The sequence below is a fragment of the Flagellimonas abyssi genome, from assembly GCF_019457905.1.
GTDB lineage: Bacteria > Bacteroidota > Bacteroidia > Flavobacteriales > Flavobacteriaceae > Flagellimonas > Flagellimonas abyssi.
The window spans coordinates 141,746-154,960 of record NZ_JAHZSV010000014.1 but is presented as its reverse complement, the minus strand read 5'-3'; the positions used below and the strand labels follow the sequence as shown (position 1 = coordinate 154,960).

14 protein-coding genes are annotated in these 13,215 nt (G+C 40.8%); 10 read left to right on the top strand and 4 right to left on the bottom strand.

All coding sequences use genetic code 11. The features are described 5' to 3' along the window. The 7 genes from K1F36_RS20310 to K1F36_RS11840 all read left to right on the top strand — a co-directional run. The coding region (locus K1F36_RS20310) for a DUF7151 family protein (protein ID WP_220114010.1) at positions 1 to 807 on the top strand (807 nt) is incomplete at its 5' end. A gap of 22 nt (positions 808 to 829) precedes the next feature. Continuing rightward, on the top strand, positions 830 to 2,857 hold the full coding sequence (locus K1F36_RS11865) for a T9SS type B sorting domain-containing protein (protein ID WP_417944156.1): 2,028 nt from the start codon (positions 830 to 832) through the stop codon (positions 2,855 to 2,857). A 3-nt stretch (positions 2,858 to 2,860) separates the two neighbouring features. Then, complete coding sequence (locus tag K1F36_RS11860) at positions 2,861 to 3,814, top strand: PorP/SprF family type IX secretion system membrane protein (RefSeq protein WP_220114009.1); 954 nt, start codon at positions 2,861 to 2,863, stop codon at positions 3,812 to 3,814. A gap of 57 nt (positions 3,815 to 3,871) precedes the next feature. Continuing rightward, positions 3,872 to 4,402 (top strand): isopentenyl-diphosphate Delta-isomerase, encoded by a 531-nt coding sequence (idi, locus tag K1F36_RS11855; RefSeq protein ID WP_220114008.1) that lies wholly within the window; start codon positions 3,872 to 3,874, stop codon positions 4,400 to 4,402. Next, entirely contained in the window at positions 4,402 to 4,809 is a 408-nt protein-coding gene (locus tag K1F36_RS11850) for a 6-pyruvoyl trahydropterin synthase family protein (protein WP_220114007.1), read from the top strand. Before idi ends, K1F36_RS11850 begins: the two co-directional genes overlap by 1 nt. A 4-nt stretch (positions 4,810 to 4,813) precedes the next feature. Then, positions 4,814 to 5,782, top strand: coding sequence for a type I phosphomannose isomerase catalytic subunit (locus tag K1F36_RS11845; protein WP_220114006.1), 969 nt, complete (start codon positions 4,814 to 4,816; stop codon positions 5,780 to 5,782). A 28-nt stretch (positions 5,783 to 5,810) separates the two neighbouring features. Next, a complete protein-coding gene (locus tag K1F36_RS11840; RefSeq protein WP_220114005.1) occupies positions 5,811 to 6,083 on the top strand; it encodes a hypothetical protein in 273 nt (90 codons plus the stop codon). Here K1F36_RS11840 and K1F36_RS11835 read toward each other — a convergent pair. Then, positions 6,080 to 6,781, bottom strand: coding sequence for a DUF4369 domain-containing protein (locus tag K1F36_RS11835; protein WP_220114004.1), 702 nt, complete (start codon positions 6,779 to 6,781; stop codon positions 6,080 to 6,082). The two genes, K1F36_RS11840 and K1F36_RS11835, sit on opposite strands and share 4 nt — an antisense overlap. Before the next feature lie 42 nt (positions 6,782 to 6,823). Further along, on the bottom strand, positions 6,824 to 8,086 hold the full coding sequence (locus tag K1F36_RS11830; RefSeq protein ID WP_220114003.1) for a DUF819 family protein: 1,263 nt from the start codon (positions 8,084 to 8,086) through the stop codon (positions 6,824 to 6,826). A 250-nt stretch (positions 8,087 to 8,336) separates the two neighbouring features. Between K1F36_RS11830 and K1F36_RS11825 the strand changes: the two genes are divergently transcribed. Further along, a complete protein-coding gene (locus tag K1F36_RS11825; RefSeq protein ID WP_207034328.1) occupies positions 8,337 to 8,504 on the top strand; it encodes a lmo0937 family membrane protein in 168 nt (55 codons plus the stop codon). Between the two features lie 104 nt (positions 8,505 to 8,608). Here K1F36_RS11825 and K1F36_RS11820 read toward each other — a convergent pair whose 3' ends face one another. Beyond that, positions 8,609 to 10,807, bottom strand: a complete 2,199-nt coding sequence (locus K1F36_RS11820; protein ID WP_220114002.1) for a DUF5916 domain-containing protein — start codon at positions 10,805 to 10,807, stop codon at positions 8,609 to 8,611. Positions 10,808 to 10,943: 136 nt separating this feature from the next. Between K1F36_RS11820 and K1F36_RS11815 the strand changes: the two genes are divergently transcribed. After that, complete coding sequence (locus tag K1F36_RS11815) at positions 10,944 to 11,714, top strand: S1/P1 nuclease (protein WP_220114001.1); 771 nt, start codon at positions 10,944 to 10,946, stop codon at positions 11,712 to 11,714. A gap of 5 nt (positions 11,715 to 11,719) precedes the next feature. Here K1F36_RS11815 and K1F36_RS11810 read toward each other — a convergent pair whose 3' ends face one another. Then, positions 11,720 to 12,592 (bottom strand): AraC family transcriptional regulator, encoded by an 873-nt coding sequence (locus K1F36_RS11810; RefSeq protein WP_108245274.1) that lies wholly within the window; start codon positions 12,590 to 12,592, stop codon positions 11,720 to 11,722. A 213-nt stretch (positions 12,593 to 12,805) separates the two neighbouring features. Here K1F36_RS11810 and K1F36_RS11805 point away from each other — a divergent pair, with 213 nt between their 5' ends. After that, positions 12,806 to 13,183, top strand: coding sequence for a hypothetical protein (locus K1F36_RS11805; protein WP_220114000.1), 378 nt, complete (start codon positions 12,806 to 12,808; stop codon positions 13,181 to 13,183). The last annotated feature ends 32 nt before the right edge of the window (positions 13,184 to 13,215 follow it).

Here is a 13,215-nt window from a genome sequence, read left to right as displayed (position 1 = left end):
GGTCCTCAAGGAATACAAGGAGAACAGGGTCCGGTTGGAGAGCAAGGCCCCGTTGGAGAGCAAGGCCCGATAGGGAATCAAGGTCCTCAAGGAATACAAGGAGAACAGGGTCCCGTTGGGGAACAGGGTCCGGTTGGAGAACAAGGTCCCGTTGGAGAACAAGGTCCCGTTGGAGAACAGGGTCCAGTTGGTGAGCAAGGTCCGGTTGGAGAACAGGGCCCAGATGGTCTGGCTAACTTAGTGGTTACCTCCGTTGAGCCTGCTGGTGTCAACTGTTCTGCGGGAGGCGTAAAAATTGAAGTAGGTATAGATGACAACTCCAATGGTATTTTGGAAGCCGGAGAGGTGGATTATACAGAGTACATATGCAATGGAGACCCTTCAACAGATGATCAAGATGCATCGGAAGTGAATTCAGATTCCCCAGTAGATGTAGATGGGGATGGAGATACAGAGGCAACAGTAGAGGATGTGATTCAAGATATTGCTCCAATTACATCCAAAGCGGCACGAATTTTTTACCCGCCTTCGATTGCTATAGATGCTTCAAGTAATGGAACAGGTAGAACTTTGAACTTATATTCTCAATATGTAACTCAATACGGAACACCGGCAGTCGCAAGCGCAGGGGCACCTGCAGCAATCCCGACATACGGACCAACAGAGTTGTACTATTATATAACCTATGCAGATCCAACTGTATTCGATAATATGAGTATTGATGCCAATGGTCAATTAACCTATGATATAATTGGTCAACCAGCCGATTATAATGCATTGATAAACGTGGTTTTTGTGGTAAAATAATAATGAATAAAGACAAGTAGATTTGAAATCCAACACCTCATATAAGTCTTTATTCATTGGACTGTACATTTTCTTTGCAGGAGTGAATATGGCAAGTGCCCAGTTCTTGTTGCAAGCGCCGGATACTGGAGATGAACACAACTATCAATGGTATGAAGCTTCCGACACAGGCACTGTTTTGGGTACAAATTCATTTTATGAAGCCACCCAACCAGGGGTGTATTTTGCAACCTATGACGGTACACTTTGTGGTTCCAATGCAACAGGTTATTTTATTCTAACTGATTGCGAAGCACCGAACAACCAGGTAATTTTGGATATTTCAGCAAGTATTCCTTCGGGAGCGTCGGTAAGCTGGACTCCTGCCTTATCGGGTGACCAATCCAGACCTACGGTTACAAGTACACAAACCGTAATGAGGTATGTTGCCACAATCACAAAAGTCGGTAACAGTAAAGAACTTCCACGATTTACGGTGGTATGTATGAGCCAAGCTGCTAATTTGATGGATGATTTGGTTACAGTCAATGAAGATACATCCGTGATTGTTCCCATATTTGACAACGATGCCGATTTGCCAAACACGGGCGTTTTAACAGCGACCAATCCATCGAACGGTATGGTCAGCATTGATAATAATGGAACATCAAATAATCCTAATGATGATTTGGTCACCTATACACCAAATCCAGATTATAATGGACCGGATAGTTTTGACTATACCATCTGTAATTCCTTTGGCGATTGCAGTACGGCTACGGTAACGGTCGATGTGCTTCCTATTGTGGATGCATTCGATGATTCAGTTTCTACCGATATCGATGTTCAGACCACAATTTCATGGAGAGCAAACGATAACGATATACCTACTTCGGGGACAATCAGCATAACCGATCCATCAAATGGAACCGTGGTATTGAACAACAACGGAACCGCAACGAATCCATCGGATGATGATATCACCTATATACCAAACTCAGGTTTTACAGGAACAGATTCGTTCGATTATACGGTGTGTGATTCCAACGGAAATTGTGGTACAGCCACTATTACTGTAATTATAAGTCCATCAGGAATTGATTTGGATAGTGATAATGATGGGATTGTGGACAGCTTTGAGGATTTGAACGCCGATAACGATAATGATCCATCAACCAATCCAACGGATACAGATGGTGATGGTATCCCTGATTATTTGGATATAGATAGTGATAATGACGGTATTCCCGATAATATTGAGGCGCAACCAGCATTGGGGTACATTCCACCTAGTTTGATTGATGCAAACAACAACGGATTGGATGATGCCTATGAGGTTGATGGTAACATTGGATTGATTCCTATTGATTCCGATAATGATGGTATTCCGGATTATGTGGATGAGGATAGCGATAATGACAATGTTCCTGATGCCATAGAAGCGCACGACCATGACCATGATGGTATGCCAGAAGTTAGCTTGATAGGCTCCGATAAGGACAACGATGGTCTGGATGATGGTTACGAAGGTGAAACCGTTATAGATATCGATGTTAATGATGAAATAGATGATCCCAGTACTGCATTGCCCGATACTGATAGCGATGGCATACCGGATTTCAGGGATTCGGATGACGATGACGATGGTATCGAAACCATGGATGAAGATACCAATGGCGATGGAAACTATGCCAATGATGATGCCAATGAGAACGGAATACCCGATTATTTAGATCCAGACTTAGGAGAACTTACCACCGATGAAGAAGAGGTAGATGTAGTCAATGTAATTACGCCCAATGGTGATGGAGTACACGATGTTTTGGAAATCCGAGGACTCTCGAATTACCCTAACAACACGGTAAGGATTTACAACAGATGGGGGGTAATGGTGTTCCAGACCAAGGGTTACAACACTAATGGAAATGTCTTTGACGGTACTTCGCAAGGAAGGGTTACCGTGGATCAGGACAATAAACTTCCGGTAGGTACATATTTTTATGTGATAGATTATCAGGACAACGGAGGTAGTACAAAACAGCTTACAGGCTACATATACATTAACAGATAAACAATGGTAACTGTGGTAAACAAACTTTTTAAAGAACAAACCCAATGGTTGCTCGTTTTACTTCTGCTTGGAGTAGGAACTATGCAAGCACAGCAAGATGCACAGTATACCCAATATATGTACAATACTGTAAGTGTCAATCCGGCCTATGCGGGTTCAAGAGGACATCTGAGCATTGCCGCATTGTACCGAAACCAATGGTTGGGACTTGATGGAGCACCGGAAACACAGACCTTGAACGCTCATACACCGGTAGGTTACCGTGGTGTGGGTCTTGGACTATCCATTGTGAATGATAAAATAGGACCTACGTCCGAAACTTATTTTGATGTGGACTTCTCCTATACCATCCAAACCTCTTTGGAAGGCAAGCTGAGTTTTGGGCTCAAGGCCAGTGCCCATATGTTGGATATTCGATATTCCGAGCTCGATGAGTTCGAGATAGATCCACAATTACAATCACAGCAGGACATACAGAATAAGTTCTCACCGAATATCGGTGCAGGTGTGTATTATCACACCGATAGGTTTTATGCTGGTTTGTCGGCTCCTCGAATATTGGAGACCACCCACTTTGATTCCTCTTCCGTATCCACCGCCAAGGAACAGCTTAACCTTTACCTGATTACGGGTTATGTTTGGGACTTAAATCCAGTATTGAAGTTCAAACCCACTTTATTGACGAAGGCTGTTCAAGGAGCACCATTGCAGGTAGATCTTTCCGCCAACTTTATGTTCAATGAAAAGTTTATCGGGGGAGTGGCCTATCGATGGGATGCCGCCTTTAGTGGTCTAGTTGGATTTATGTTGTCCGACCAGTTTATGGTTGGGATGGCATATGATAGGGAAATCACCGAACTTGGCGCCGCTACCTTTAATGATGGTTCCTTCGAAATTATTCTACGCTACGATTTTATCAGGAACATCGGAAATCTGAAATCACCACGCTTCTTTTAGTAAGAATTTATCAATCAATCCATCTTTATTTAACTTCAAAGGTCATATTTTTACCTCATGATAGAGGAAAAAGTGATACTTGTAAATGAAAAGGACGAGCCAATTGGCCTTATGCCCAAGATGGAAGCCCATCAAAAGGCTTTGCTCCATAGGGCATTCTCGGTTTTTGTGATGAACAAAAAAGGGGAGACCATGCTTCAACAGAGGGCCAAGGACAAATACCATTCCCCATTGCTATGGACCAACACATGTTGCAGTCATCAAAGGGAAGGGGAGAGCAATATTACAGCTGGAAAGCGCAGGCTTATGGAAGAGATGGGTTTTACCACAGATCTTAAAGAACTCTTTCATTTTATGTACAAGGCCCCTTTTGATAATGGCCTTACGGAACACGAGTTTGATCATGTGATGGTAGGTTATTTTGAAGAAGAACCGAATATCAATCCAGAGGAGGTTGCCGATTGGAAATGGATGCATCCAGAGGATATCAAAAATGATATCATGGAAAATCCAAATGAGTACACGGCATGGTTCAAGATTATTTTTGAACGTTTCTACGACCATCTTATGCAAAACACTCCCTCATAATGAAAGTAAAAGCGAGTAGAAAGGCCAGTTTCAATGCTGCGCACAGATTACATCGCCCAGATTGGGACGATGAAAAGAACAAAGCCGTTTTTGGTAAATGCAACAACCCTAAATATCATGGGCATAATTATGACCTTATAGTGAGCGTTACCGGGGAAATAAATCCGGAAACAGGCTTTGTAATGGACCTAAAAGTACTTAAGGAGTTGATTAAGGAACATGTAGAGGAGGCATTGGACCATAAGAACCTGAACCTCGATGTTCCTGAATTTAAAGGCCTGAATCCCACCGCAGAAAATATAGCGGTGGTAATATGGAACAAGTTAAGACCACATATAGAACAAACTAAAGAGTTGGAGGTAGTGCTTTATGAAACACCTCGAAACTTTGTAACCTATACAGGATAGCACAATGAACCTATACCCGTTAAAATTTAAACCTATCCTTAAAGAACGACTTTGGGGAGGAACCAAGTTAAAAGATGTATTGCATAAACCTATTGAAAGTGATATCACCGGTGAAAGCTGGGAACTTTCGGGGGTAGAAGGGGATATTTCCGAAGTATCAAATGGAGATTTGTCCGGGACTTCGCTTCAGAGCTTGATGGACGAACATGGCGAAGCACTTTTAGGAAAGAGTGTCGTGGAACGTTTTGGGAACGATTTTCCCATACTCATCAAATTTATTGATGCAAAGCAGGACCTTTCCATACAGTTGCATCCAAATGATGAATTGGCCAAAGAAAGACACAATTCCTTTGGAAAAACTGAGATGTGGTACATTATGGATGCCGACCCCGGTGCAAAGTTGATTGTCGGCTTTAATAAGGATGTAGAAAAAGGCGAATATGTAAAGAGCCTTGAGGAAGGTACCTTGACCGATTTAATGAACTATGAGGAAGTAAGCGAGGGAGATACCTTTTTTATCAATACCGGAAAAATACATGCCATTGGAGCAGGAGTACTTTTGGCCGAAATCCAACAAACCTCCGATGTTACCTATCGCGTGTTCGATTTTAACCGCAGGGACAAGGAAGGTAATTTAAGGGAATTGCACACCAGTTTGGCGGTCGATGCCATAGACTATGAGAAGAAGGATGACTTTAAAGTGGAATATGTCAAGAATCAAGACCAGGTTAATTCAATGGTGGATTGTCCCTATTTTAAAACGGACTTTTTGGAGCTGACCAAGTCCATGAAACAAGATTTGACCCAGCGAGACTCCTTTACCATTTTCATGTGCGTAGGAGGTGCTGCCCAAATTAAAAACGATTGGGACAGTGTTGCCATAACAAAAGGGGAAACCGTCTTAATTTCAGCATCAAGTACTTATGTGGATATTGACACAGAAGGAGCTAAACTTTTAGAAGTTACTATTTAGTGGTATATTTAATAAAAACAACCGCGTTATGCCAAGTATTCGTGATTTAAAGAAAGATATCAATTTTGTACTGGGAGACATTATTGAAGCTGTTTATATATGGGAAGCCGGCTCAGGAAACAAGGAGTCGGAAGAAGGTACCGTAATCATAGACGAAGCCATTGAGGTTTATGACGACCTTATGAACAAGGTCAACCAAAAAAAGTTGGAGGACAACAGGGCTCACTTTAAAGCCATTCGCACGGAACTGGAGGAAAAGGCCACCAAGCTTGTGGAACAGTTGAATAATTTGGAAGCCTAGTTATTCTTGTCCAAGAACGCTTTAAAGTCCTTTCCGTATTTGGAAGCAGCTACCTCTGGTGTCAATCCTTTATAAATGGAATCCAGATATTTTGGATTGGCTTCGCTCGCTTCGGTCATCATAATGTAAGGCGTTGCATAAGAGTTTCCATTATTCAGGCCGAAATTTAAGGCATACCTATATCTGCTTATTGTATTTTGATTGACCAACCTTTGCAAAGAATCCAAGACCAAGGAATCTTTCTCAGTGTCGAGACCAGAAGCTTGTTGCAATAGTCCCAATTCCTTGATATTGAATTTAGAGGCCATTTCGTGAAACTCCAAAAGCTTTTCATGCGATTTGGAACCTGAAATCTCAACATCCGTATCAAAAGTGTTCCAAGCCGTATTAATGGTAATGGTTCCTGGCTCCCCGAAAAAAGTGATTCTATCGTTAATGTCGTTATTGTCTTTCTTCTGTAGGTAGAGATAAAACACTTCTGGTTCGCTTACCTCAGTAGAAAAACTGAAAGCGCCATCACCCTTTATCTCCAATGAATCCAAAACGGCCAACGTGGAATCTTTGAATTGTTGCAAATACAGGGTTCCTTTCTTTAACCCTTTAATATTTCCGCTAACGGTCATGGTGTTTTCTGTGTTTTTTTCACAAGACAACACTGTAATTCCAATAAGTAATACAAAAAATATCCGCTTCATCATAAAATTTTAGCAGCGCAAAGATGCATAATCTTCTGAAAATATTTAAACATTAGAGGCTACTTCCATCAACAAAGCACATAAATATGCCCCAGCAGTACCTACAACGTACCCAAAAACGGCCAAAAGTATTCCTACGGATGTCAAAGAAGGATGGAACTCTGCAGCTACTACAGGTGCGGAGGCAGCTCCCCCTACATTGGCCTGGCTTCCCACGGCCAAGAAAAAGAATGGAGCTTTAATGAGCTTGGCCACTAAAATAAGTAGTCCGGCATGTATGGTAATCCAAATTAAACCAATTGCAATCAGACCGGGATTGTCCAAAACTTTGCCCAAATCCATCTTCATACCTATAGTGGCTACCAAAATATAGATGAACATACCACCAATTTTACTGGCACCGGCACCTTCATAATCCTTGGCTTTGGTAAAAGACAGTCCAATGCCGATGGCGGTGGCAAAAACAACCATCCAAAGAAATTCTGACCCAAGGGATGATAATATTTTTTGTGGGTTACGGATGACTTCGAAATTATCCTGTAAAAAGACGGCAAAGTGGTGCCCCACCAAATGGGCAACCCCAACGCCAACAAAAGAGAAGAACAATATCATGATAAAGTCCTTGAGGGTGGTGACCCGAGCAATTTTTTCAGTGTGGGCAGATACTTTTACCTTGAGCTCTTCAATGGAAGAGGTGTCCGCTTTGAGCCAACGGTCTATTTTATCGGTTTTGCCCACTCCCAAAAGAATGACGGCCAACCAAAGGTTCGCTACTACAATGTCGATAAGGACCATGCCCCCATAGTTTTCTTGGTTGTATTTGAAGACTTCCAGCATGGCGGCTTGGTTGGCACCACCGCCGATCCAACTGCCTGCTATGGTCGCCAATCCTCTCCAAACAGCATCGGGGCCAACACCTCCAACGGTTTCTGGTGAAAATATGGAAACAATTAATATCGCTATGGGGCCACCAATCACTATCCCGACCGTTCCCGTTAAAAACATGACCAATGCTTTAGAACCCAAATTCATGATGGCTTTAAGGTCAATGCTAAGCGTCATTAGTATCAATGCGGCGGGCAACAAATACCTACTTGCCACATAATAGGTTTGGGATGCCGATTCGTCCACAATACCCAAGCTGGCTAAAATAGCGGGCAACAAATAGCACATGAGCACAGTAGGCACTACACCATAAAATTTGTTCCAAAATCCAGTTTTAATGGATGAGGTATAAAAAACGAATCCTAAGCAGAGACAAAGAAGCCCAAAAATTACGGTGTCTTGGGTAAAAGGTAATTGGTCCATATTTTTTTAAGATAGAAGTCCAAATATAGGAAAATAGGTGGGGTAGTACAGTTTGTAGGATAAAATGGGAGATTCTTTTGCCTGAATCCGATTTAGATGTTTTTATGTGTTGCTAACAATTTGTATATTAATCAAATAGAATTGCTTTTCGACTTAAACGGTATTGAGTCAACAATTACTTGAATTGAAACAATCACCTGATTCTTTTTTAAATACTTTTATTGATATAAACACTAAAAACCTAGAACATATGAGAAGTTTACTTTGGCTTGTTGCCGTAATTTGTATAATTATTTGGGTATTGGGATTTTTTGGTATTGTAGCAGGAATGGCTACAGGCAGTCTTATTCATATTTTGCTTGTGGTTGCTGTAATAGCAATTCTTTACAATATTATTTCAGGACGTAAACCCTTATAATATACTAAACACTACGATTGACCTTATAGCTTTGAAAAAGAAAATATAAAAAGGCGGTCACATTTATGTGACCGCCTTTTTTATTTGGAATCGTAAACAAACGTTTAAATATTCAACCAATAGGTCAATTTCAGGTTAATGGAACGGCTTCGGGGCATAAATGAATTCACAAAATAATTATCGTTGTAAACCAAGAACAAATCGGATAGAGGAGCAAATCGCCATTGCAACCTAGAGTTGAAACCTAAATTGTCTAGTTGGTTGCTATATTGAATCAATGTGGACCAAAACACCGATTTGTTGAAGGTCAGTTCTATTTTGGGACTTACCAACCATATCTCACCACTTTCATAGGGCTCTGGTAATGTAATGTTGTTGTAATTGAAACCCAAAGAAAAATTCATTTTGGGCTGTACCCTTAAATTCATCTCGCCCTCTAGAACCAATCTTGACCCATTAAAAAATTCACCATACCCCGGTTCAAGCGTATAAGAAAAAACCTTTCTTCTGTCGCTTGCAAATTCCACCTCGCCACTGGTGTAATAATATCCAGTTCCTCCTGGCAGCTCTGTTCCGTTGTTGGTTCGGGTAGGGTCAAAAGAAGCAGTTAAATAGGTGTATCGGTTAAAAAGTCTGAGGGAGAGTTCTTCCTGGCTCTTGAATTGTGCCTGCCAACCGGTATAAATAAAATAGTCCGTGTTTTGATAATCCAGTGTTGGTCGCCACACAAATTCCGGTCGGGCTATAAATCCATGTGAGTTTAAATTTCCTTTTTTTGGATAAAAAATCACTTCTGCTGACGGATTGAAAAGTAGGATGTCCTTTCTGGGAACAAAACCAAGGTCGGACCTAAAGTTGTTTCCAATAAAGTTTCCGCTCAAACCAAGGTTTAAAAAGCGTGAATTATACTTTAGATTGATTCCACCAGCTCCATCGCGATTTTCCACACCATGCGAAAAGGATTTATGATAGAAAAACTTGCCTGTCCAGGTATTGTCTGCACTGGCCAGGTTGTAATCCAGCCCAACTACCCGATTGTACCTGTCCGCTTCATTCAAAAAATCATAATCCTCAAAGGTCTGCCGGTTTACAAAAATGAAGCTAAGGTTGGAACGTGAGAACATTTTTTTCTGAAGGGCCAATACTGTATTGTTATTACTGGCTATTTCATTGGATTCATCCTTTTCGGTTTGAAGATTCATTAGCCCTAGGCGCCAATTTTCATTCAATTTACCGCTAAGCCTTACACCGCCCACTATGTCATTTTCTATGGTTTCTCCCTGTGCATTTTGGGCAATTCCTATCCTTCTGGAAAAAAAGGGATTATAATCTCCTTCTGTACCAAAAGACCCAAAAAGGTCACTGTTGTCTATAAAAAATTGCCGCTTTTCAGGTAGGGATACCTCAAAACGGGTAAGGTTGGTGATGACATTGTCCACTTCTACGTTGGAAAAATCAGGGTTTACTGTTATGTCCAGATTCATTCCGTTTCCAATGGATACTTTTGCATCCCCCCCGATTTTAAGGTTATTTTGCTCCGTTTGTTTCTCATAATCTTTGGCCGCAATACCGTTCACATAAGGTATAAGGGCCATAGGGGTCCTGGATTTCCCCAAGGGTCTTTCAAAAATCATATCTCCCATAAATGCGAGATTGTATATTTTTTGGTTCTGGGGTATTCTAACCCAAGTGCTTTGTTCATTGGTCTGCATATCGAACCTATAGGAATTGAAGCGCCATTTTTGTTCACCCTGTTTAAATTTGAACGAGGTAAGCGGGATGGCAATTTCACAGGTGTAATAGCCTTCGTACAATTTGGTTTCGCCCTGCCATTTAACGTCCCAGGACATGGTAAACCCACTTGTACCTTGTCCACCACCCGAGATTAGGGCTTCACGGCGTACTCCAAAAGGGTTGATTCCAAAGAGAAACGCATTGGTACCATCATTGAAGGTGTCGAACATTAAACTGATGTTATCGTTGCCACCTGCCCCATAGTCACGCTTAAGTGATGGTGTTACATAATCATCACCATCGGAAAATAAATTGATGCCTATGTACAGGGTAGTGCCACTATAGAGCATTCTAATCTCGGTTTGTTTTACTGCTTGAATGGTATCAACGGGGAAAAACTGGTAAAAGCTATCAGTAGTTTCTGCGGAATTCCATTGAGGCTCATCCAATATACCGTCGATTTTAAAAGGAATTTCTGTAAATTTTACATTGATGTCCTTGGAACTTGTTTGTGCGTAAAATGTAAGAGGTACTAGCAATGCAGCAAGTGCAAAGTATAGTTTGATCATGATCTTTAGTTTAGTTGGTATGTCAAATGTAACTTTATAGTTAAAAAAATCCCAAAATCGTGAAATGGATTGTTAGTTGGTAAAACATTCTGAAACTTAGTTGGGCAAACTGCTTTTATATAAGAGACGTTGAAAAATGAAAAAAACCTTATTTCTATTGCTTTTATTTCCTGTTTTGGTGTTTGGTAACACTATTTGGGGAAAAACGGGACACCGCGTTACGGGGCAAATTGCCCAGAATTATTTAACAGGAAAGGCCAAACGAGCCTTGAACGATTTATTGGAGGGGCATAGCCTTGCATTCGTTTCTACTTTTGCAGATGATATAAAAGCGGACCGGAGCTATTCAAAATATTCGGCATGGCATTATGTGAACTATCCTTTGGGAACAAGTTACCGCGATTCTGATAAAAGCGAATATGGTGATATTGTCGTGGCCATTGAAGAGTGTATCCAAAAAGTGAAGAACAACGAAAATTCCAAAGAGGACAGGGTATTCCATTTAAAAATGCTCATCCATTTGATAGGTGACCTCCATCAACCCATGCATGCCAGTAGGGTAGAGGATAAAGGAGGGAATGATATTCAAGTGCAATGGTTTGGTGAAGGAAGCAATTTGCATAGGGTATGGGACAAAAATTTGATTGAGTCCTACGGAATGACCTATAGCGAACTGGCCTATGAATTGAGCGATGTGGACAAAAAAAAGCGCAAGGCCATTCAAGGAGGCACCATATACGATTGGGTTGATGAATCCCATGCTATTTGTGCGGAACTATACGATTCGGTAGAAATAGGCGACAAACTTGGATATCGCTATTCATACGACTACAATGATTTACTTTTCCAACAATTGCAAAAAGGAGGTATTCGATTGGCCAAGGTATTGAACGACCTGTTCGATTAACAATATTAGGACTGTAAAACAGTTTTTAACTGGTTTCTATACTCCGATGGGTTTTGTCCCGTAAAGGCTTTAAACGATTTGTTGAAGTGCGAAAAGTTATTGAAACCACTATCATAACACACTTGGGTAATGCTCATGGGCTGCTCGGCCAGTAATTTGGAAGCATGTACCAAACGATACTCGTTTACAAACTGTGTAAACGTCTTATTGGTGATCTTTTTGAAATACCTACAGAAGGAGGGGACCGTCATACTTACCAAATCTGCAATTTCCTCTAGGCTAATGTCTTCCTTGAAGTTTGTTTTTACATGATTAAAAACCACATTGATACGGTCGTTGTCCTTAACCTCGGTCTCCATGGAGAATCCTTCGGCGTTCAAAACATTGATTTCGGTGGAAGTTGCCAGAATGTTCAATATATTAAGGATGGAGAGCAATCGTTGAAAATCTGTCTGGTATTCCAAAATTTCCATTTTTTCCCCGACCTTCATTTTGGTCTTACCAGAGAATGCGATTCCACCTTTGGCCACTTCGAACAATTTCTGGATGTTCTTCATTTCGGGAATGTTGAAAAAATCACTTCCCAAAAAATCCGCTTTCATCTGCACCAAGGTCTCACTCTTGTTACCTGTAAGTTTATCCGTAAAACCACAATGTGGCAAATTGGAACCTATTAATATAAGGTCACCGTTCCTATAATAGGATACGTGGCTGCCAATTTGCCTTTTACCAGACCCTCCGTTCACATATACCAACTCCAATTCTGGGTGGTAGTGCCAACCATTGTTCTTGTTTTCGTTGTTGGCATTAAACTTTTGAAACGTAAAAGAGTGCCCAAAACTGGGGGCTATTGCCTCAAATGCTGGTTTTTGAATCATTTACTGCAATTTTTTCTATCGTATGCTAAAGTTAAAAAACTAATTAGCATGCAAATATCTACAATGTTAACTCAAAGTTATGCTATTTTATCATTAATACTATGTTAAAACACCAGCCATGTTAATATAGCATATAAAGTGGAAAAAGGAGTGGTATTCCTGTGCACTATTGCACCCTACATTTGTACTGTAATCTTAAAAAAACGAAGTGTTATGAAATTAGTAAAGAACCTAACAGTAGCAGCGGCCCTATTGATAAGTGCAATCGGGTTGGCAAACGGAACCACAACCGATTTTGGCAAAAAAGTAGTAGCCAAGTACGAAGTTGAAAAGAATTTGGTAAAAGTAAACCTTGATCCAGTATTCGTAAAAAAAGGTCAGAAAATAATGATGAACCTTTTGAACGTTTCCAAGGGAAAGGTGCTTTTAAAAGTATATGATAGCGAGGACAGACTTGTTTTTGACGAAGCTATCGATGGTGACATTGTAGTTGAAAAAGCATTCAACTTCGAAAAAGCCTTCAAAGATGAATATACCATTGTTGTAGTTGACAAATTTGGAACCTACAAAGAAACTGTGGTAGTAAGATAGTTTGTTTAGTTAATTTTTATGTGCATTGGGGG